This window comes from Pseudoalteromonas sp. B160 (genome assembly GCF_037162485.1).
Taxonomy (GTDB): Bacteria; Pseudomonadota; Gammaproteobacteria; order Enterobacterales; family Alteromonadaceae; genus Pseudoalteromonas; species Pseudoalteromonas rhizosphaerae.
This window is the reverse complement of record NZ_JARLUX010000001.1, coordinates 370,418-392,245: the sequence shown is the minus strand read 5'-3', so window position 1 is coordinate 392,245 and position 21,828 is coordinate 370,418. Positions and strand designations below refer to the sequence as shown.

The window sequence follows — 21,828 nt, the reverse complement described above, 5'->3', positions numbered from 1 at the left end:
ATGAATTTTATTGAAACCCAACAAGCGTTTATGGCGCATATTCGAGCGCCAGATACACAACCAAAGCCCGATGACATTGAAGAGCGTCGTATGGCGATCTACCGTGATTTATTTTTCAATAATATCAATGGCTTTATTTCCTCAGCATTTCCGGTTCTGAAAACACTCTACAGCGATAACAATTGGTTAAGATTAGTTCGCCAATTTTTTGCTGAACACGATTGTCAATCACCTTATTTTTTGGATATTGCTAGTGAGTTTATTGCGTATTTAAGTAGTGATTACCAATTGCAAGAAATTGATCCCCCCTTTATGCTTGAACTTGCTCATTATGAATGGATTGAGCTTGATGTCTCGGTTGCGCATGCGGATCCAACTGATTGCATCATTAATGCACCGCTGAGTAATGTGCCTCTTTATATGAGTAGTTGCGCGCGAAATTTAAGTTATCAGTTTGCTGTACAGCATATCAGTGTTGATTTTCAACCACAGCAGCCTAGTGAACAGCCTCATTATTTTGTGGTGTATCGCGATACCGATGACGAAGTACAATTTCTTGCTACCAATGCAATGACCGCATTATTACTGGCAATTATAGACACAACACCGAGTATCAAATTAGCTTCGTTGGTGGAGCAAGTTGCTTTACAAGCGCCGCAATTTACTACAGAACAGCTTGTTCAAGGTGCTACAGTAACATTACATGCAATGGCGGAACGTGGCGTTATCGTGACAAAAAATCACCCTTAAAGTCTTTATTGATTATTTTACATCGTCTATTATGTGCGGCTTAATTCGTCGCGCTTAATAAAAGGTAGTACCTATGTCAGAAGATAAAGATTTTAAAGATCCGTTTAATGCAATGTATTTTCTTGCGTTCTTAGCTGTGTTTGCAGGAATCGGCTGTTTAAATGCAATCCTAGGCTGGATCACCACAGTCTCTTAATTTAGCACTGCTAAATTATAATAAGGCTGTATATAATACAGTCTTATTACTTAATTATTTAACTTCTTACCGACAACTCATTTTTGTGATGTTATAATTGTCTGCTTTGTAATATTACAGATAAAACAGTTTAAATTATGACTCAAGTAACTCCATCTATCATTAAAGATAGCATAACTACTATTGCAGATTACCCTAAAGCAGGCATTATGTTCCGTGATGTAACTACGCTAATGGCTAATCCCGCTGCATTTCAAGCAACAATTAATGCATTTATTTCAGCTTATAAAGATCAAGGTTTTACCAAGATTATAGGTACTGAATCACGTGGTTTTATCTTCGGTGCGCCGCTTTCATATGCATTAGGTATTCCTTTTATTCCAGTGCGTAAACGCGGGCAAACTGCCACGTGCAGTGATCTCTCAAGATTACCAGCTAGAATATGGTGAAGATGTATTAGAGCTGCATATAGATGCCATTGTCCCAGGTGACAAAGTGCTTTTAGTCGATGACTTATTAGCAACCGGCGGTACCATTGAAGCGACCGCTAAATTAGTCAATAAGCTGGGTGGTCATGCGACAGATGCAGCATTTGTAGTCTCTTTACCAGAACTTGGTGGCGAGCAACGCATTGCAAAAATGGGGATTAAAATCCTAAAATTGGTTGAATTCGAAGGCGAATAATTAATGAGTTATCAAGTCCTAGCGAGAAAATGGCGTCCACAGACCTTTCATGAATTGGTCGGTCAGTCCCATGTGAAACAAGCGCTTATTAATGCTTTAACACAAAACAGACTGCATCACGCTTATTTGTTCACTGGGACTCGCGGGGTGGGTAAAACCACCATCGCACGTATTTTTGCAAAAAGCTTAAATTGTGATGAAGGCATTTCGGCGCAACCGTGTGGCAAGTGTAGCAGCTGTATAGATATCGAAACTGGTCGTTATATTGACTTACTTGAAATAGATGCAGCATCGCGCACTAAAGTTGAAGATACCCGTGAGATATTGGATAACGTGCAGTACGCGCCAACTCGCGGTCGCTACAAAGTGTACCTGATCGATGAAATACACATGCTTTCAAAGCATAGTTTCAATGCATTATTAAAAACCTTGGAAGAGCCGCCTGAGCACGTTAAGTTTTTATTAGCGACGACGGATCCACAGAAACTGCCTGTCACCATTTTATCGCGTTGTTTGCAGTTTAATCTTAATGCGTTATCGCAACCTGAAATACTCCAACAACTTGAATATGTGTTAGGCGAAGAAAAATTAAGTTTTGAAACTCAAGCCCTGCAAATTATCGCCAAAGCGGCTGATGGCAGTATGCGTGATGCGTTGAGTTTAACTGATCAAGCGATTGCTCAAACGAATGGTGATATTAAGCATCAAGCGGTGCAAGCAATGCTAGGGTTGATGGACAACCATTATAGCCAGCACTTGCTGGTTGCATTAAGTTAGCCCAAGACGGCCATGCATTGATGGCGCAAATCGAGCAAGTTGCCACCCAAAACCCAAATTATATTGCTTTGTATAGATGATCTAATTGGCCTTACACATTTAGCACAATTAACCCAATTAGTGCCCGATGCCGCCAAGTTAGATGAATATAATCGCGAGTTTATTAATGAAGTAGCAAAGAGCTGCGATTCACAACAAATCCAAATTTATTATCAATTACTGCTTAATGGCAAAAAAGACTTACAATGGGCGCCAGAGCCTCGTTTAGGTTTTGAAATGGTTATGCTGCGCTTACTGGCATTTCAACCAGTTGATAGCCAAATGCTTGCAAGTACTGCGGCGCAGGCTCCAGCGGCCGATAACAACCGGTCTCGCTCAGCAGCATTGAGAGATATTCTCAATAAAAATAAGCCTGCAACACCACAGCCTGTTGATAACCAAGTATCATTGCCTCAAGCTGCACCGCTACAAACGACCGTGAGTGCACCTGAACAAGCCGTTGCAACAACTGAACACTCTGTAACCAGTGAGCAAATTGCACCTGTCGAGTACGCAGCCAACTGTGACCACAGCACCACATACAAATTCGGGAATTATGCACGAAGCCGCGCATGGTAATGAGCATGATTCAGATGCTGAGCTTGAGCAACAATTAGTATCCCAATATGATGAGGTAATGAATAACGCATTGGAGCAGGGCTTTCATAGTGGCTTTGAGCATGCGCCAGAACAATCTTTACCTGAGCATCAATATAGCGCAGAGCAAACCGCTCCAGCACAAAATAACAGCTCATTCTCTGACTATTCAGATACCACAGATATTAGCCAAAAAGAAGCTACAAGCGCAGTCCGCAATTGCACGTATTTTACGAGATAGAAATATTTCTGGTGCAGGTACGCTCTCTGGTGGTAAAACATCTGTGGCGCCATCAACGAATAAACCAGCTGCGTGTTGAGCGCGGTACTGCGGTAAAAGTCACAGCCCCAGATAACGGGGGCAAGTAGTCAGCCTGAGACTGATGGTTACACGCCGAATATCGCCCCAAATAAGCGTGTGAAACCTGACTTTAAAGAAAAACATCAGACTATTACTGAGAATTTAGCACCGGAATTGCTAGAGCAAATTAATCCACAAAAAGTAGTTGCTGCACCTGAGCCTGAAATAAATATTCAAATACCGGATGATTTTCAAAGCCCGATCAGCGATATTCGTTTTGCACATCAACAAGATGAGTGGGCATACTTAATTAAGCGGATGGGACTTGGCGGGCGGATGCGTCAATTTGCTTTGCATTCAATTTATTCAAAGCAACAACAACAGCTGCACTTAGAAGTGGATGAATCGCAAAAACATCTCGATACCCCTATGTTAAGACAAAGCTTAGTGCGGCGCTGGCCAGTATTTACGGGTATAATGTTGAGCTGACAATCAATTTTGCCCCTGGGGTGATAGATTCGCCTTACTTAATTCAGCAAAAAGATTGATGCAGGGCGCCATCAGCAAGCCATTGATGTGATCAACGGTGATGAAAATATCGTACAGTTACAGCAGCTATTTTCTGCAATTATCGATGAAAACAGTATTCAGGCATTGTAATTCACTGCAATAGCCCTTATCTTCATGGCAATTAGAAATAGAAAGAGAGAAAGTTATGTTTAAAGGTGGAATGGGTAACATGATGAAGCAAGCGCAGCAAATGCAAGAGCGCATGCAAAAAGCCCAAGACGAAATTGCTAGCTTAGAAGTGGTTGGTGAAGCAGGTGCTGGTTTAGTTAAAGTAACCATGCTTGGAAACCATAATGTTCGACGTGTTGAACTTGATGAAAGTTTAATGGAAGACGAAAAAGATCTTATTGAAGACTTACTTGCCGCTGCGTGTAATGACGCAGTTCGCCGTGTAGCAGAAGAAACACAAGAGCGCATGGGTAAAGTAACTGGCGGTATGCAATTACCACCAGGTATGAAAATGCCATTTTAAGATAAAATATGCAGCTTTCAGAGAGTTTAAACCAGCTAATTGAAGCATTGCGCTGTCAGCTCGGGCATAGGCCCAAAGTCAGCGCAGCGCATCGCGTTCCATTTGCTTGAGCGTGACCGTAAGGGGGCACTCAGCTTGGTAATGCACTTACCAAAGCGATGACTGCTATTGGACACTGTCAATCGTGTCGTACTTTTGCAGAGCAGCCGCAGTGTGAAATCTGTTTAAGCCCCAAACGTCAAGATAGCGGAATTTTATGTGTGGTTGAATCACCTACCGATGTGTTGGCGATTGAACAAACTGGCCAGTATAAAGGTTTGTACTTTGTATTGATGGGACATTTATCACCTATCGATGGTATTGGTCCAAATGAAATTGGCCTTGATATTCTTGAAAGTAAGTTGCAACAAGGTGGGATAAACGAGGTTATATTAGCGACCAACCCTACAGTTGAAGGGGAAACTACAGCGCATTATATTGCCCAGCTTTGTCACCGTTATAAAGTTGATGCATCGCGGATAGCCCATGGTATTCCGGTCGGTGGCGAACTTGATTTGCTCGATGGCATGACATTAATGCATGCATTTAGTGGCCGACGAGTGGTTAGTCAAAATTAGCTTTGCAGTTAAGTAAATAAATTCTTTGAAAGCGAAAAGCCTGCATTTGCAGGCTTTTATAGTCGCTCTAAAATAAAGCGACTCAGCTAAGCGCTAACCATACTCCAACGCCAACCATCAAACTGCCAGCGATGCGGTTCATCCACTTGATATTGTCACCTTGGTTTAAAAACAGCCGTAAACTTTTACCGCCAGTGGCATAGAGCATCATGCAAGTGAACTCGCTGAGCATAATGATGGCGACTAACATACTCAATTGTGGCGCAATCGCGTAGTCAATATTTATAAACGGCGGTAGCAGGGAAATCATAAACGCCCAGCCTTTAGGGTTGGCAATCGCGGTGATAAACCCTTGTGAGAATAGCGCTTGGCGAGATACTTTTAATTTACTGTCTGCGCCTAATTTGATGGTTGCTTTTGCTCGCCACATTGCAACCCCAATATAGACTAAATAACCTGCACCGAGCCATTTTAATACGCTAAAAAGTGTCGGGTAGTTGAGCATGATACTTGCCACCCCTGCGACTGCTGCAACAGCCACAATAGCAACGCCAAGTAATTCGCCAATCATCATCCACATAGTTCTGCGCACGCCAATACTCATTCCTAAGGTCATGGCTAAAGTCATACACATCCCAGGTGTAATAGAGACAAAAAAGAAGGTGGGTATAAATACCCCCAGGACTGCGAAGTCGAGCATGTAAGCATCCGTTAGTTGCTGTAATAGAATGCGCAATGGTAATTGTTTTTGAAAGGGTTAGAAACCAATTTGGGATGGTTAAGCACAATTAAGAGATTGTTAGCACTGGCGATAAAGCATAAACTGATTACTAATACGCAAGCTAATTTAGATCTTTGAGGAGCATGTAGCAGGAAGCTTCTATGCACTGATCACAAGCACTTATTTGTAAGTGGGTTTTAACAAATATATTTTTGCTTTGTTGGGTGCTTTGAATTAGGATCAAAACAGTTTAAAACCAAGAACTAATGCCCTGTGTCTAGATTATTTATTGCTATTATCATCATTTTCCTAAGTTTTACTGCGACTGCGGTTGAAGTTACTGATCTATATCAGGACGTATTAAAAGTATCTGACAAATCTCGCGATGCTCGACTCAGCGCCAGCCGAGAGGCGTTGCTCAATGTACTGGTTAAGGTTAGTGGCGATCCGAATGCGGATCAAAATCCAATCGCTCAGCAACGTAGTAAAGATATATCAGATTACATGCTCAAATTTGAATACGACGAAAAAGCCAATGGTCAACTTAATCTCGTGGTTAAATTTGAAGCAAATAAAATTAATGCACTCGTCAAAGAGCTTAATTTACCATTGTGGGGTACGCGTCGCCCGCTGGTGGCTATTTGGCTTGCCATTGAAGATAACTGGCGTCGTGAACTTGTTACCCAAGAAAGTTATCCGCAGCTAGAGCAACTAATTTATAGCACCGCAGCGCGACGTGGCTTGCCAGTCGTGGTACCGTTGCTTGATTTACAAGACCGTGCATTAGTGGGAATACCTGAGGTGTGGGGTAATTTCTCCTCGCCAGTCGAACAGGCATCAAGCCGTTATAGTGCAGAACGCAGTATTACCGCGCGTTTATACAAACAACCTGACAGCGAGATTTGGTTGTTGGATTGGCGCTTTACTAATGATGAGCTGTTTGAAGCAAATAGAGTAAGCGGTGATAAACAACAAGCCATAGCCTTAATGATCGACAGCTTAGCAGCTGGCTTGGCCAATGAATATGCGGTTGATCCAAATTCTACAACGCAGCTTGCCCAAGCGGTATTTAAATTAAAAGGCACCACTAACTTTGTCGATATTGAGTTGGCTAAACGTCAGCTACAGAGCTTAAGCGTAGTTACCCAAGTGACAATTCGTTCTCGTACTGCTGATGTAGTTAGTTTTGCGATCAATCACACTGGTAGTATGCATGATTTACAAAAAGCCTTAGAGCTCGACCGTGCTTTTCAACCATTTGTTGATCCTCGTGCATTTTATCCCGTAGTAGCGCAAGACGATTTAGAATATCAATGGGTTGGTTTGTAATGCAGACAATTGAGCCGGTGCAAATGGCATTACCGGTAACGTTGCCGGATGATGAAACCTTTGCATCTTATTTTGGTGGTGAAAATTCACTGGAAGTGAGTCATTTAAAAAATGCTTTTAAAAGTTTAGCAACCACTTTTCAATATACATATTTATGTGGTTTAGGAGATTCGGGTAAATCACATTTACTGTATGCAACCTGTATTCATGCCCAAGAGCATGGCTTATCGACTATGCTGCTATCAATGCGCGAAGTGATTGATTTTGGCCCTATGGTGCTCGATGGCTTAGACGCGCTTGATGTGTTGTGTATTGATGATGTGCACTTAGTAGCTGGTAACGATGCGTGGGAAAAAGCGTTGTTTAATTTTTTTAACCGTTTTAACGAACCGGGTAAATGCTTAGTAGTGACAGCGGATCTGTTACCAGACATGCTTAACATTAACTTGCCGGATCTTGAGTCACGATTAAAATGGGGTACGACATTTCAAATCCGTTCTATGAGTGATGATGATAAAGCCGAAGCCTTAGTAAAGCGCGCCAATATGCGCGGTTTAGAGCTCAGTGATGAATGTGCGCGCTTTTTATTAACGCGTTTGAGTCGTGATATGCGAGCGTTACTTGATGTGCTTGATAAACTTGACCATGCCTCGATGGCTGCACAACGTAAATTGACAATTCCTTTCATAAAATCCACTCTAAAACTCTAGGGTCTGTTGGCCTTTGCGGATTAATATTTGTTCAAACTAGGGGCAATTTAATCGCGGCGCGAGGTTTGTAACCTAGTGGGCTAAGTAAAAGCCGAGCAACAAAGAGTTAATTGCCCCTAGGCAGAACCCTTCGGGCAGCGCCTGTTTGGCATTGATGCTGCGTTATCGCCTATTTATGGGGAATAACCACACCACATAGGCTCTGCCTTGCCTAAATACCAAACAGACTGCTGCAAATTTAACCTTGAAAGATCAACAGACCCTAGTTTTCTCTACAAAATCGTCTAACTTCCCATTTTGCTTAACCAGAATGGGAAAGAATTCAATAAGATTGGTATAAGGTCTGGAATCTAGCCATTGCTTTCAGTTATCATTAGCTATTACTTAAATCACCTTCTGTGACAGATCAGGTATCGAATGAACTTAGAAAATATATTAGCGCAAGCACTTGAGGCGGTCGCCAGTGCCAGTGAAATCGCGCAGCTTGAAGATATCAGGGTTAACTACCTTGGTAAAAAAGGCGAAATCACGAATCTATTAAAAACCCTTGGTAAAATTGCCCCTGAAGAACGCAAAGAAGCAGGCCAAGTAATTAACCAAGCTAAGCAAGATGTACAAGTTGCGATTAACGACAAGCGCGAATTACTAGCAAGCAAGGCCCTTGAAGAGAAATTAGCCGCTGAAACAATCGATGTAACATTGCCCGGTCGCGTTATGCCAACAGGTGGTTTACACCCAGTGACGCGTACCATTGAGCGGATTGAGAGCTTTTTTGGCGAATTAGGTTTTGCGGTTAAATCTGGCCCAGAAGTAGAAGATGATTTTCATAACTTCGACGCGCTAAATATTCCTGAGCATCACCCAGCGCGTGCTGATCACGATACTTTTTACTTTAATCCAAAACTGGTGTTGCGTACGCAAACCAGTGGTGTGCAAATTCGCACCATGGAAGCTGAGCAACCGCCGCTGCGTATTATTTCTCCAGGGCGTGTATACCGCAACGATTACGACCAAACACATACGCCGATGTTCCATCAGGTTGAAGGGTTGATGGTTGATACTGATGTAAGCTTTACTGAGCTTAAAGGTATTTTGCACGATTTCTTGCGTAACTTTTTTGAAGAAGATATGGAAATTCGTTTCCGTCCTTCATTTTTCCCATTTACAGAGCCTTCAGCGGAAGTTGATGTGATGGGTAAAGACGGAAAATGGTTAGAAGTATTAGGTTGCGGAATGGTGCACCCTAACGTGCTTAAATCAGTGGGAATTGATCCAGAAAAATACACTGGTTTTGCCTTTGGTATGGGTGTAGAGCGTTTAACCATGCTGCGTTATGGGGTAAATGACTTACGTGCGTTTTTCGAAAACGATTTGAAATTCCTTAATCAGTTCCGTTAAGAGTGAAGAAATAACATGAAATTTAGTGAAAAGTGGTTAAGAGAGTGGGTTAATCCTGCAATTGACACGCAGGCTCTTTCGGAACAGTTATCGATGGCCGGCCTTGAGGTAGATGGCGTAGAGCCCGCTGCGGCAGAATTCTCTGGCGTTGTTGTCGGTGAAGTAGTTGAATGTGGTCAGCATCCTGATGCAGATAAACTACGTGTAACTAAAATCAATGTCGGTGGCGATGAGCTATTAGATATTGTATGTGGTGCGCCAAATTGCCGTTTAGGTATCAAAGTTGCAGTAGCTATGGTTGGCGCTGTATTACCGGGCGATTTTAAAATTAAAAAAGCCAAACTACGTGGTCAACCGTCTCACGGCATGCTGTGTGCATTCGTGGAGTTGGGTATTAGCGAAGAAGGCGACGGTATCATGGAGTTGCCACTTGATGCACCTGTTGGCACAGACTTACGTGAATACTTAAGCCTTGATGACAACATTATTGATGTTGATTTAACCCCGAATCGTGGTGACTGTTTAGGTATTAAAGGCATCGCTCGTGAAGTGGGCGTACTTAACAGTATTGATGTTAAAGCCCTAGAAATACCAGCGGTTGCAGCAACTATTGATGATAAAGTATCAATTGAACTAGTAAACGATGAAGCCTGCCCTCGTTATTTAGGGCGTGTGATCAAAGGCATCAACCTTGACGCCACAACACCACTTTGGATGGTTGAGAAGCTTCGTCGTAGTGGCGTGCGCGCAATTGACCCTGTGGTTGATGTAACTAACTATGTGTTACTTGAACTTGGCCATCCAATGCATGCTTTTGATTTAAATGCGATTGAAGGCGGTATCAAAGTACGTAGCGCCCATGCTGGTGAAGAGCTGGTATTACTAGATGGTAATACTGCTAAGTTGAATGAATCTACCTTAGTAATAGCCGACCATAACAAAGCGCTGGCGATTGCCGGTATCTTTGGCGGTGAGCAATCAGGCGTTACCGAGCAAACAACGGATATTCTATTAGAAAGTGCGTTTTTTAATCCAGTTGCTATCGCAGGGCAAGCTCGTAGCTATGGTTTACACACAGATGCATCGCATCGTTATGAACGCGGTGTGGATTTTGCGCTGCAACATGATGCAATAGAACGTGCAACTGCGTTGTTACTTGAGATTGTAGGCGGTCAAGCAGGCCCTGTAGTTGAAGCTGTTGCAAAAGATAAGCTTCCTAAGGTCACTGAAGTGCGTCTTCGTCGTGCGCGTTTAGACCGTGTTATTGGTCATCATATTGAAGATGAGAAAGTAACCGACATTTTAACCCGTTTAGGGCTTGATGTGAAAATTGTCGATGGTGTGTGGAGTGCAGATGTACCAAGCTACCGTTTTGATATTCGTATTGAAGAAGATCTAATTGAAGAAGTAGCTCGCGTATATGGTTACAACAGTATTCCAAACGTAGCACCGACTGCTAAATTAAAAATGACCACTCATAACGAAGCCAATATTGCAGTGAGCAAATTTCGCAATACGCTAGTGACTCGTGGTTATCAAGAAGCGATCACATACAGCTTTGTTGACCCTAAAGCACAAGCTATTTTACACCCAGACAGTGACGCGCTGGTTTTGCCACATCCAATTTCGATTGAAATGTCGGCAATGCGTGTGAGCCTTATGCCAGGTTTACTGGCATCAGTAATGTATAATCAAAACCGCCAGCAGCCACGTATTCGTTTATTTGAGCATGGCCTTAAATTTCTACGTGATGAAAACGCAGAGAATGGCGTAAACCAAGTTGCAGTTATTGGTGGGGCTATTACCGGTCTGGCACATGGTGAACATTGGGTTGAAGAAAAGCGCACCGTTGATTTTTATGATTTAAAAGGTGACGTTGAAGCATTACTTTCATTAACCAATGATATAACGCGTTTTGAAATCAAAGCAGAGCAATCAGATGGCTTACATCCGGGCCAATCTGCGGTGATTTATGTTGAAGGTAAAAAGGTCGGTTTCTTTGGTGCTATTCATCCTCAAGTACAAAAATCGTTAGATATCAATAATGCGACTTATGTGTTTGAAATTGAAATGTCAGCCATTGAAAAAAGAAATTTACCAGAGGCTGTAGGGGTTTCGAAGTTCCCTTCAAACCGCCGCGACATCGCTATTTTAGTGGAAGATCAGGTGAAATCTGGCGACATTTTATCAGTGATAGAAAAAGTTGGCGGAAATCAATTGGTTGACCTAAACTTATTCGATGTGTATAAGGGCAAAGGTATTGAGCCAAATTATAAGAGTTTGGCGATTGCTCTAACACTGCAAGCGGTTGATAGAACACTCGAAGAGAAAGATATCAATCTAGTAGTTGATAACGTGGTGGCCGCACTGGCCGAACAGTTTAATGCATCGTTGAGGGACTAGATATGGCGCTTACTAAAGCCGACATAGCTGAACACCTATTTGAAAAATTGGGGATCAATAAAAAGGATGCCAAAGATTTAGTTGAAGCGTTTTTTGAAGAAATCCGCTCAGCGCTTGAAAAAGGCGAGCAGGTTAAGCTCTCTGGATTTGGTAACTTTGATCTTCGTGACAAGAAAGAAAGGCCTGGCCGTAATCCGAAAACTGGGGAAGATATCCCTATTTCGGCACGACGCGTCGTCACCTTTCGACCTGGTCAAAAGCTCAAAACTCGTGTTGAAGTTGGTACGAGCAAATAAATTAAAAAAGGCAGCGTCAGCTGCCTTTTTCTTTTCTATAAACTAAGTTTGAACACGATTAAAAATCCCGTGGTGAAACAAACTGCCCAGCTTGAATACTGTCGTAGGTTTGCTGTGCGAGGGTATCTAATCCGCTGAGACTTTTTCCTGTTGCTGTGAGTTGCTGCTCAATCGGGAATATTTCAACATTGGTTATCCCAGAAAGCTGTGCAATTTTTGCAAAAGTATAGGCATGCTTATATTTTTCCTGTTTATAAAATAAACTGATCAATGAGGTGTAAATCTCGGGGTTTGGAGTTTGTTCAGCTTTGTTTAGCTCTAACGTTTTATACAGTAAGTCTATGGTCTTATCTTCATCAAACTTAATATAATAACTGGCTAAGAAAAACTGGATTTCAGCGTCCTCAGTGACACTAGGATCGTTTTCAAGCGCAAGTAATTTAGTCAGGGCTGATTGGTCATTATTGCGAGACCAATGATAATACAACAACCCAGGGTGGTTAGTATTTTTGGTATCTTGAAATAACCGCGTCATTTCCTTGATACTGGTTAAATGTGCTTCAACGCGGGAGGTGGTTTTTTCTTTTAATTTGATATGTTCAATTTTTGCCGCCAGCGATACGCATTGATCGTATTTTTCAAAACCTTTTAATAATAAATATTTGTTATTATCAGTCGGTTGTTTGTATTCATGGTAACGCGCCATGATCACATCAGCACGTTGGGCTTTACAGTGACTATCTTTATTTAAATCATTACATAAACCTGGGGTTTCTTTACACACCTGTGCAAGTGTCAACGGTTCTTCACACCCAGTTAATGCCAACAAACTCAGTAAAACACTTGCTCTTAGTAACATCCCTTAACCTCACCTTAATAATTACCTTGTTATTCTAGCGTAATGAATTGCTCTCTAACAGTGGAGAATAAAGTTAGTTTAAATTAGAATAGCGAAGCCCACTGAGGCGTGTTGCTCTCAAAACTCAATACGTCTTATGGCTATCCGTTCAAAAATTGTTTAATTAGGTAAATAAAATGACCTCATCTCACGAGTTAGAATACACAAATAGTTGGCAAGAACGCCAAGATTACGCAGAAAGCATGCAACCTATCATTGGAAAGCTTTATCGTAATCGTGGTATTGAAATCGCGGTATATGGCCGTCCTCTCGTCAATGCCAGTACAATTGATATCATCAAATCTCACAAAACAGTGGCGCAGTTTGAAGGCACTAAACTTCGTTTACGTGAAAGCTTTCCGTTTTTAGAAGCTATTAGCAAAATGGATTTAAACTCTGCACGTATCGATATTGGTAAACTGGCTTATGGTTATTTATTTAACGATGTTGCAAATGGTCGTTCTATCGAAGAGTATTTAAACGACGAGTTAGCTGAAATTGTAAACTCACAAGCCAAAGAGCCACGCGATGTGGTGTTATATGGTTTTGGTCGTATCGGTCGTTTACTAGCGCGTTTGTTAATTGAAAAATCAGGTCCTTATGCGGATTTACGCTTACGTGCAATCGTTGTTCGTGGTGGTAAAGACGGCGACCTTGAAAAGCGTGCTAGCCTATTACGCCGTGATTCAATTCATGGTCCTTTTAATGGTTCAATCACCATTGATAAAGAACGTAATGCAATAAAAGCCAATGGTAGCTACATTCAGGTGATCTATGCTAACTCTCCAGATGAAATTGACTACACAGCATATGGTATTGAAAACGCATTGATCGTTGATAATACGGGGATCTGGAAAGATGAAGCTGGCCTTGGCTTACATTTAAAATCAAAAGGCGCTGCAAAAGTACTATTAACAGCACCGGCGAAAGGCAATATCAAAAACATCGTATATGGTGTTAATAACCACGATATCAAACCGGAAGATAAAATTGTTTGTGCAGCAAGCTGTACTACCAACGCAATCACACCAACATTAAAAGCACTTAATGATAAGTTTGGTATTAACAATGGTCACGTTGAAACAGTTCACTCGTACACTAATGACCAAAATTTGATTGATAACTACCACAAAGCAGATCGTCGTGGCCGTGCCGCAGCACTTAATATGGTGATCACTGAGACTGGCGCAGCTAAAGCCGTTTCAAAAGCATTACCAGAACTTGAAGGCAAATTAACGGGTAACGCAATCCGTGTACCTACACCGAATGTGTCTCTGGCTATTTTGAACTTAAACCTTGCGACCAGCACCACGGTTGAGGAGTTAAACTCGTTCTTACGCCATGCTGCTCTGCATTCAGAGTTACGCGACCAAATTGATTACACGGCCTCTACTGAGATTGTGTCTACCGATTTAGTCGGCAGTCGTTATGCGGGTGTGGTTGATTCAACCGCCACTATCGTTGATGACAACCGTATTGTACTTTATGTTTGGTATGATAATGAGTTTGGTTACAGCTGCCAAGTTGTGCGTTGTATGCGCGATATGGCCGAGGTTTCATTCCCAAGCTTGCCACGTTAATTGGTAATAGCTTAAAAATCTTTACAAAAAGCCAGCATTCGCTGGCTTTTTTAGTCATGAATGTTTTTTCAAAACCCAAGCCATGTGGTAGGCTGTCTCCAGTTTGCTACATTTTAATAACAATGCGCCCATTATAGTGGGCGTTATTTAATTTCTAACTAACAAGCGATAAGTTAGCGATTAATTTTTCATATATAGGTTTAATAAAATGAAAATCACCAGTAATTTTGACAGTGGCAATATCAAGGTCATTGCCGCGACCGATCCACTTAATATTCAGCTTGAGATCAATAAAGATCATTTATCTGATTTTTTTCAGTGGTTCCATTTCCGTTTAGAAACAACACCTTTTCAAAGCCATAAATTACATATCAATAACCTTGAAAATTCAGCTTACCCTGACGGCTGGGAAGGTTATCAGGCTGTTGCATCGTATGATCGCCAAACCTGGTTTCGTGTTCCTTCAAACTATGCTGATGGCACGTTATCATTTGAGATTGAGCCAGAATGTGGCTGTGTTTATTTTGCTTACTTTGCACCATATAGCTACGAGCGTCACTTAGATCTAATCACATGGGCACAAAGCCAAGAAGCCTGTCAGCTTGAAACCTTAGGTGAAACACTTGATGGCCGTGATATGAGCGTACTGCGTATTGGTGGCGAAAGTGATGAAAATAAGAAAACAATTTGGATAACAGCCCGTCAACATCCAGGCGAAACGATGGCCGAATGGTTTGTTGAAGGTGTATTACATAAGTTATTAGATGATGAAGATCCACATGCAGCAGCATTGTTATCAAAAGCGGTATTTTATATTGTACCCAATATGAATCCTGATGGTAGTGCTCGTGGGCATTTACGTACTAACGCAAAAGGAGTTAACTTAAATCGTGAATGGCAAACTCCAAGCATGGAAAATAGCCCTGAAGTATATTTAGTGCTAAATAAAATGCGTGAGACCGGTGTTGATATGCACCTTGATATTCACGGAGATGAAGCGATTCCATATAACTTTGTAGCCGGTAGTGAAGGTATCCCAAGCTATGATGCGCGCTTAAAAGACTTAGAAGACAGTTTTAAAGCGGCATTGCACATAGTGACTCCTGAGTTTCAAGATATCCACGGTTACCCGAAAGATGAGCCAGGTCAAGCCAATCTAACGGTGGGGTCATCAGCTGTTGCAGAAGAATTTAAAGCGCTTGCTTACACGGTTGAAATGCCATTTAAAGATAACGATGGTTTACCAGATCCTGATTATGGCTGGTCAGATCGCCGTTCATATCAATTTGGCCAAGACACCTTGGCTGCGATTGTTAACGTAGTAGATAAATTAAGATAACGTGTTTGTTACTAAGGGCATCATTCATATCGATGCCCTTAGTTTTTTTAATCGCGATGAATGGCATTAGCGACGTTAATAAAGCGATGATATTTGCTTAATGTGTTATTTAAATCTTTTCCAAGCTCTGTTCGAGCCGTATCTTTAAGTTACCTACATAAAACCATGTAGGGTTAATTAAATTTTAAAAGTAGTTATTTTGAAAATTAAGTGTTAACAAACTTAGAACGTTTAAGTTAATATTCAAAAAGTTGCAGGGGAGGTAGTAATGTTGTTACCTTATTTCCCATAGCCATATGTCGCGCATTCTGATTAGCTACAGCAGAGTATCGTAACTAGAAAATAATAAATATAACTATAGAGGATATCCATGGAAGCTTTTGTAAGCGCTGTTAATGATGTTGTTTGGAGTAACGCACTCATCTATTTATGCCTAGGCGCAGGCTTGTTCTATTCTGTATTAACCCGATTTGCTCAAGTTAGACATTTTAAAGAAATGTGCAAATTACTATTTAGCCCTAACACCTCAGATAAAGGGATCTCATCTTTTCAAGCATTGGCTGTGTCGTTATCTGGACGAGTAGGGGTTGGTAATATAGCCGGTGTAGCGGCAGCTATTGGTTTTGGTGGCCCAGGTGCTATTTTTTGGATGTGGGTTGTGGCTTTTTTAGGAGCAAGTACAGCGTACGCCGAATCAACATTAGGGCAAATTTATAAAACAGAAGAAGATGGCCAATATCGCGGCGGCCCAGCATATTATTTTGATCGCTGTTTAGAACAAAAATGGCTGGCGATTTTATTTGCCGTGTCGGCAATTATTGCATGTGGTGTTTTTCTGCTGGGCGTGCAAGCCAATGCTGTTGGCAACGCGTTTACCCAAGTGTTTGGTGATGGCACTATGGTCTCAACGAGTTTTGGTGAAGTCGGTAGCTTTAAATTGGTTGCTTTGGCAATTATTCTTATTGTTTTAGCGTTTATTATCTTCGGTGGTATTAAGCGTATTGCTAACTTTACTCAAATTGTGGTGCCATTTATGGCGTTAGGCTACATAGTATTAGCTTTAATCGTGGTATTTTTAAATATCGATAAAGTACCTGATATCTTCTCTTTAATCATAACAGATGCGTTTACCGCACAGGCCGGTTTTGGTGCCGCTATTGGTTGGGGTGTAAAACGTGGTATTTATTCTAACGAAGCTGGTCAAGGTACCGGACCGCGATGCAGTTGCAGCGGCCGAAGTTGATCACCCAGCCCAACAAGGTTTAGTGCAAGCTTTTTCTGTTTATGTTGATACTATTTTTGTTTGTACTGCGACAGCATTAATGATTTTAATTACCCAGCAATACAATGTAGTGGGTGAATTACCTGCAGGGCAATTTATTGTACAAAACGTTGATGCTGCAACTGAAGTTGGTTCAGCTGCTTTCACGCAAATGGCTTTATTCAGCGTGTTTGGTGGTTTTGGTGAAGCATTTGTTGGTATTGCATTGTTCTTCTTCGCTTTTACTACAATACTTGCTTATTACTATATTGCTGAAACCAATATTGCATATTTAAATCGTTATTTTAAAGGCACTATTCCGCTTGTGATGGTGAAATTTGTGATTATGTTTATGGTGTCATATGGCATGGTAAACAGCTCTGGTTATATCTGGAGTATTGGTGACATTGGTGTGGGTTTAATGGCTTGGATAAATATATTGGGCATTTTATCAATATTCTTTGTGGCTAGACCTGCGCTATTATGTTTGCGCGATTACGAAGATCAGAAGAAAAAAGGTGGGGATATCACATTTGACCCTGTTAAGTTAGGGATCAAAAACGCTACTTTTTGGGAAAAGCGTCTCGCAAAACAATCAAAAGACTCTCAGTTATAGGATTGAGTGGCGTAATCAGACATGTTTTGGTTATTGTAAAAATTAGATACTCGTTGTTTTTCGGATCTCAGCTATTGGCTGCAATTGAAAAAAGACAACGACAAATAAAACACGTACAACAAAGGGCGCCGCAAGGCGCCTTTTTTATGCGTAGATTTTTATGCGAAGTATGGAGAAAGATATGGCAATTGTTCGTTGTCCTAGTTGTAATAAGTCAATATCCGATAAACACCAACAGTGCCCTCACTGTGAGAATAATGTAGCGCAGCTTGATGATGAACAACGTCAACAGCTAGCGCGCGAAAAACGCATTCAAAAACAACAAATGTTTATGAATCATTCTTTTTTTGCTCTACTGATATTTTTAGGTGGTTTCTTTAGTTTATACTTTTTACATCCAGAACCTGAAACCCATCGTGGTACGCATGCACCGCAGCCATTGCAATCGGTTGTATTTGGTATTTAATAAACCGCGTTATTTTAGTGACTTTAAAAAAGAAAATGACATGAACATCGATAATCTCGTAAAAACAATTACCCCAGAATTATTCGAACGCCTTCAGTATGGTGCAGCAACAGGTAAGTGGCCTGATGGCACGGTACTCAGTGACGAGCAAAAAGCAGCAGACAGTGCAATTAGTTATGCTTTACCAAGCAAAAGTAGCGCAAACAAATGAGCAATTCACCATAGGTTCTAATGGTGAAATGGTGCAAAAACCAAAGCACAATTGCAAAAAGAATTTACCGCAGACAACGAAATAGCAAGGTTTAGTGAAAATGATCTTTAAACACCTTTTTACCCCGAAGTGGAAGCACCCAAAGCAACAAGTACGTTTAGAGGCAATTGAAAAGCTAGATGTAGAGCGTGATGCGACGATTTTAAATGCATTAGCTCTGGAAGATAGTTCAGCAGAGATCCGTAAAAAAGCGCTTAATAAAGTCAATGATTTAGTGTTGTGGTGGCAGGCGTATAAACAAGATCAAAGTTTAAAAGAATTAGCAGAACAGCATATATCAAATGCCGTACTGAGTGATGAAAGTAACTTATCTAGCCAAATTAAAAACGAATACATAGAGCGTTTTGCTCCAGTAAAAACACTTGAAAAACTTGCATTTGCAGAAAAAGAACTACAAGTAAGAGTGAAGCTATTAAAACGCTTGGCTAATCCTAAGTTAGTTGAAAAGGCGTTTAAAGAAGGTTCAAGCGAACTACAAGTAAACCTTGTTGAGCAAGTGATCACCCATCAATTAGTGAAAAACTTAGTTAAGCATGCACATGATGAGGCAAAAGTAGCCCTTGAGACGCATATAGAAAATGAGCGTTTAGCAATTGAAATGCCATTAAAAGTACAAAATGATACTCGTGTTATCTTGGCAAAACTTAATGCATTACGTGAAAAGCAAGACTATGCGCTTGTTACTCAACAATATGGCGAACTTACTCAGCAATGGCAGGCACTTGATTCAACCTGGTTAAATCCAGAACAACGCGAGACGGTTGCAAATAAATACATCGTACTAACCGAAAAATTAAATGAGTTAGTTAGTCAATTACAAGCTGTGCATGAGCAACAACAACAACGGTTAGCTCAGCAGCAACGACAATTATTGGCGTTGGCAAATTTAGAAGCGTTAAGTGATGAAATTGAAAATGCGCTACAAGTTGGCTTAGAAACACCAGAGCAAATACAACAAGATTGGTTGGAAGCTAAAGTTGCACAAGCACAGGAAACATTGACACAAAGCGAACTGCAAGACGGCGGGCAAAAAAACCAAGTGACTGGCAGATTAACAAGTTTGTTTAAGCAAGTAGCTAAATTACCAGAGCTTAGTGAAGCGATCAGGGTTTTTAAAACTTCATTAAAAGAATTGAGCAGTATCAACACTGACGATATTGACCAAGCAAATTATGATGAGGCTAATCGCCAATTTAAGCAGACGTATAAAGCGGCGAATGCATCTCTAGCTCAGTTACCTAAGCCTTTACAAGGGCCTTTTAAAGCACAATTAAATGAGCAACAACAACGCTGGGATAAAGCTGTTGCACCTATTAGTGATAAATTAACGAAAAATCAGCAACAAGCTACTCGCAAAGGACGCGATGTTCAGCGCCTTATTGAACAAGGCCGTTTTAATGTTGCATTTGGTGTGTTTAAAGGCTTTATTGAGCTGTATGAAACGTTAACTCCAGTTAGTCAGCAAAGTCTTGAAAAAGTCAAAGCAGATCTTGAGCAGCAGTTAGAAAATGCTCGTGATTGGCAAAAGTATGCGTCTGCCCCTAAGCGTGAAGAGCTACTAACTGAAATTACCAGTTTGCTCAATCAACCTTGCACAGATCCCAAGGCGCGTGCAAACGAAGTGAAAACATTACGTCGTCGTTGGAATGAGCTTGGGCGTTTAGATACCGAGCAAGAGCAGGCGCAAGGTAAAGAGTTTGATGACAAGATCGAGCTATTATTTGTACCATGTCGTGAACATTTTGCGCAACTAGAACAACAGCGCGAAACGACGAAACTTGAACGCGAAGCGATTATTACTCAGATGAAATCATTGGCTGATACTGATACGACGAGTGATGAGTTTGATTGGAAAGAGTTTGAAAGCCAATACAATCGTATCAATAAAGTATGGCGTAATGCTGGTAATGTAGAGCCAAAAGTATACCGTGCTTTGCAAACACAATATAAAGCGCAGCAACAGCAAGTATTCAATGCGTTGAATGCGTTTCATAAAAGCAACGCGGCAGCAAAAAATGCACTAGTTGAACAAGCACAGCAATTATCAGTAAGTGAAGACTTAGCTGATGCTTGTCAGCAGCTCAAAGAGCTGCAACAGCAGTGGCAGGGAGTAGGCTTTGCGGGTGTAAAAGCTGAAAATGCATTATGGCAAAAATTCCGTCAATGCAACGATGTGACATTTGCTAAACGCAGTGAAGAGTTTGCTCAGCATAAGCAGCAACAAGCCGCCGACAACGCAGTTATCGCAGCACAACTGAGTGAACTTGAAGACGCATTACCAGCGGTTAATCAAAAAGCACAATTACTTGATTTACGCACTAAGCTAATTGCGCTTGAAGGGAGCAAAGAACTAAATAACCGCATGCAAAAGCTATTAGCTAACATTGATGGTAAATTAGCTGTGCTGACAGAGCAAGCAGCACAGGCTGATTTTAGCGCTTTATTTAGTGCGCTTGAAAACCAGCAAGCAATCCCTGCACAATGGCAAGGGGGTGCTGATACGCATTTAACCATTACACAACTGATGCTAAGAATGGAAATTCTAGCTAATGTTGCCAGTCCTGAGGGAGCACCGCGTATGGCTGAGCAGGTTGCAATGCTTGACGATAAGCATCGCGGTGAACAAGCTGATCTCACATTATTACTTAAAACAGTTATTGGCTTTGGGTCAAGGTTCAGTTGATGCTGACACACTAGGACGTTTAAAAGCGGTATTTAGCATTTAAATAATCTAGGGCGCTGTAGATTAAATAAAAGCCGCCGTTGTGCGGCTTTTATTTTTATTTGGTTTTGACGATAATATTATAGTAAAGGAAAAACAATGAAGTATATTTTATTAATTAGTTGCTTATTACTCTCTGCTTGTAACACCACGAACGGCGTATCGGTTTATTCATTTACTAGCAGTGAAATTGAAACAGCACTTAACCAGCAATTACCAAAACTTAGTGAAAAAGTCAGCTTGATGGGATTACCTGTAGAGTTTAATGTGAATGATTTGAGCGTGAATGTTGGCCCTGATAATCGTGATGTAATCTTATTAGGTGCAGATTCGAGTGCTGTTATAAATGCTTTCGCACTTAAATACCCAGTGCGTTTAAAGCTGCAAATAGAAGGTGCGCCATTTTATGATAGTGAGAAAAAGGCGGTATTTTTACGGAATGTAAAATTGCTTGATTCAACTATCGACGCAGGCGGTTTTAAGGGAAACCTAGCGGTACTTGATGATGAAGCAATGAAAGTTATTAACGGATTTTTAGCTGTAAACCCAGTTTATAAACTAAATATGAATGACCCTAAGGTTGCGCTATTAAGTAAATTACCTTTAGATATGAAAGTAGAGCAGGGCGCAATTAAATTAGTACCTAGCATTTAAACTAATATTATTCAGATGGTTGAAGCCCTGCACGTACAGGGCTTTTTTGTATCTATAAGGTTATTATTAAATATTAGCACTATTACTGCGGCTTAATTTACAAGAGGAGGCACACGCTGTAAGGGCTGCTGTTTATAACCGGTCATCGAGATATAAATCAA

The 21,828-nt window shown here is 41.1% G+C and carries 13 protein-coding genes and 7 pseudogenes; 18 read left to right on the top strand and 2 right to left on the bottom strand.

Annotated elements, in window-relative coordinates:
• From P4S61_RS01720 to recR, 6 genes and pseudogenes are all read left to right on the top strand, one after another.
• On the top strand, positions 1-750 hold the full coding sequence (locus P4S61_RS01720; protein WP_182731897.1) for an HvfC family RiPP maturation protein: 750 nt from the start codon (positions 1-3) through the stop codon (positions 748-750).
• A gap of 73 nt (positions 751-823) precedes the next feature.
• A complete protein-coding gene (locus P4S61_RS01715; RefSeq protein ID WP_257325665.1) occupies positions 824-946 on the top strand; it encodes a hypothetical protein in 123 nt (40 codons plus the stop codon).
• A 137-nt stretch (positions 947-1,083) separates the two neighbouring features.
• Positions 1,084-1,630: pseudogene (apt, locus tag P4S61_RS01710) on the top strand (adenine phosphoribosyltransferase).
• A gap of 3 nt (positions 1,631-1,633) precedes the next feature.
• Positions 1,634-4,004, top strand: a pseudogene (dnaX, locus tag P4S61_RS01705) (DNA polymerase III subunit gamma/tau).
• 55 nt (positions 4,005-4,059) lie between these two features.
• Entirely contained in the window at positions 4,060-4,386 is a 327-nt protein-coding gene (locus tag P4S61_RS01700; protein ID WP_145241584.1) for a YbaB/EbfC family nucleoid-associated protein, read from the top strand.
• 8 nt (positions 4,387-4,394) lie between these two features.
• Positions 4,395-5,003 (top strand): annotated as a pseudogene (gene recR / locus P4S61_RS01695) (recombination mediator RecR).
• 82 nt (positions 5,004-5,085) lie between these two features.
• On the opposite strand, the gene P4S61_RS01690 reads toward recR, so the two are convergent.
• Positions 5,086-5,703 (bottom strand): LysE family translocator, encoded by a 618-nt coding sequence (locus P4S61_RS01690; protein WP_145241588.1) that lies wholly within the window; start codon positions 5,701-5,703, stop codon positions 5,086-5,088.
• A gap of 294 nt (positions 5,704-5,997) precedes the next feature.
• Here P4S61_RS01690 and P4S61_RS01685 point away from each other — a divergent pair, with 294 nt between their 5' ends.
• From P4S61_RS01685 to ihfA, 5 genes are all read left to right on the top strand, one after another.
• On the top strand, positions 5,998-7,053 hold the full coding sequence (locus tag P4S61_RS01685; protein WP_182735413.1) for a DUF2066 domain-containing protein: 1,056 nt from the start codon (positions 5,998-6,000) through the stop codon (positions 7,051-7,053).
• Positions 7,053-7,763: a DnaA inactivator Hda gene (gene hda, locus P4S61_RS01680; protein WP_182731917.1), complete on the top strand. Its 711-nt coding sequence runs from the start codon at positions 7,053-7,055 to the stop codon at positions 7,761-7,763. Before P4S61_RS01685 ends, hda begins: the two co-directional genes overlap by 1 nt.
• 417 nt (positions 7,764-8,180) lie before the next feature.
• Entirely contained in the window at positions 8,181-9,161 is a 981-nt protein-coding gene (gene pheS, locus P4S61_RS01675; RefSeq protein WP_145241591.1) for a phenylalanine--tRNA ligase subunit alpha, read from the top strand.
• 15 nt (positions 9,162-9,176) lie between these two features.
• A complete protein-coding gene (gene pheT, locus P4S61_RS01670; protein WP_182758682.1) occupies positions 9,177-11,564 on the top strand; it encodes a phenylalanine--tRNA ligase subunit beta in 2,388 nt (795 codons plus the stop codon).
• A gap of 2 nt (positions 11,565-11,566) precedes the next feature.
• The gene (ihfA, locus tag P4S61_RS01665; protein WP_016707763.1) at positions 11,567-11,860 is read left to right on the top strand and encodes an integration host factor subunit alpha; all 294 of its coding nucleotides are present in this window, start codon (positions 11,567-11,569) and stop codon (positions 11,858-11,860) included.
• Positions 11,861-11,918: 58 nt separating this feature from the next.
• Here ihfA and P4S61_RS01660 read toward each other — a convergent pair whose 3' ends face one another.
• Positions 11,919-12,719 (bottom strand): DUF2989 domain-containing protein, encoded by an 801-nt coding sequence (locus tag P4S61_RS01660; protein ID WP_145241594.1) that lies wholly within the window; start codon positions 12,717-12,719, stop codon positions 11,919-11,921.
• Positions 12,720-12,895: 176 nt separating this feature from the next.
• On the opposite strand from P4S61_RS01660, the gene P4S61_RS01655 reads away from it, so the two are divergent.
• From P4S61_RS01655 to P4S61_RS01625, 7 genes and pseudogenes are all read left to right on the top strand, one after another.
• On the top strand, positions 12,896-14,338 hold the full coding sequence (locus P4S61_RS01655; protein ID WP_145241596.1) for a glyceraldehyde-3-phosphate dehydrogenase: 1,443 nt from the start codon (positions 12,896-12,898) through the stop codon (positions 14,336-14,338).
• A 208-nt stretch (positions 14,339-14,546) separates the two neighbouring features.
• Entirely contained in the window at positions 14,547-15,677 is a 1,131-nt protein-coding gene (locus tag P4S61_RS01650; RefSeq protein WP_182731902.1) for a M14 family metallopeptidase, read from the top strand.
• Positions 15,678-16,047: 370 nt separating this feature from the next.
• Positions 16,048-17,554, top strand: a pseudogene (locus P4S61_RS01645) (alanine/glycine:cation symporter family protein).
• Positions 17,555-17,735: 181 nt separating this feature from the next.
• Positions 17,736-18,064, top strand: a pseudogene (locus P4S61_RS01640) (hypothetical protein).
• Positions 18,061-18,342: pseudogene (locus P4S61_RS01635) on the top strand (YeaC family protein). The pseudogenes P4S61_RS01640 and P4S61_RS01635 overlap by 4 nt, the downstream one beginning before the upstream one ends.
• A pseudogene (locus P4S61_RS01630) lies at positions 18,332-21,017 on the top strand (DUF349 domain-containing protein). The pseudogenes P4S61_RS01635 and P4S61_RS01630 overlap by 11 nt, the downstream one beginning before the upstream one ends.
• A 95-nt stretch (positions 21,018-21,112) precedes the next feature.
• Positions 21,113-21,667 (top strand): DUF1439 domain-containing protein, encoded by a 555-nt coding sequence (locus P4S61_RS01625; protein WP_145241607.1) that lies wholly within the window; start codon positions 21,113-21,115, stop codon positions 21,665-21,667.
• Positions 21,668-21,828 lie beyond the last annotated feature (161 nt).

Excerpts from the sequence above, each read along its gene's own strand:
- P4S61_RS01720 (WP_182731897.1), top strand. The coding sequence starts at position 1 with ATGAATTTTATTGAAACCCAACAAGCGTTTATGGCGCATATTCGAGCG.
- P4S61_RS01715 (WP_257325665.1), top strand. The coding sequence starts at position 824 with ATGTCAGAAGATAAAGATTTTAAAGATCCGTTTAATGCAATGTATTTT.
- P4S61_RS01700 (WP_145241584.1), top strand. The coding sequence starts at position 4,060 with ATGTTTAAAGGTGGAATGGGTAACATGATGAAGCAAGCGCAGCAAATG.
- P4S61_RS01690 (WP_145241588.1), bottom strand. The coding sequence starts at position 5,703 with ATGCTCGACTTCGCAGTCCTGGGGGTATTTATACCCACCTTCTTTTTT.
- hda (WP_182731917.1), top strand. The coding sequence starts at position 7,053 with ATGCAGACAATTGAGCCGGTGCAAATGGCATTACCGGTAACGTTGCCG.
- pheS (WP_145241591.1), top strand. The coding sequence starts at position 8,181 with ATGAACTTAGAAAATATATTAGCGCAAGCACTTGAGGCGGTCGCCAGT.
- pheT (WP_182758682.1), top strand. The coding sequence starts at position 9,177 with ATGAAATTTAGTGAAAAGTGGTTAAGAGAGTGGGTTAATCCTGCAATT.
- ihfA (WP_016707763.1), top strand. The coding sequence starts at position 11,567 with ATGGCGCTTACTAAAGCCGACATAGCTGAACACCTATTTGAAAAATTG.
- P4S61_RS01660 (WP_145241594.1), bottom strand. The coding sequence starts at position 12,719 with ATGTTACTAAGAGCAAGTGTTTTACTGAGTTTGTTGGCATTAACTGGG.
- P4S61_RS01655 (WP_145241596.1), top strand. The coding sequence starts at position 12,896 with ATGACCTCATCTCACGAGTTAGAATACACAAATAGTTGGCAAGAACGC.
- P4S61_RS01650 (WP_182731902.1), top strand. The coding sequence starts at position 14,547 with ATGAAAATCACCAGTAATTTTGACAGTGGCAATATCAAGGTCATTGCC.
- P4S61_RS01625 (WP_145241607.1), top strand. The coding sequence starts at position 21,113 with ATGAAGTATATTTTATTAATTAGTTGCTTATTACTCTCTGCTTGTAAC.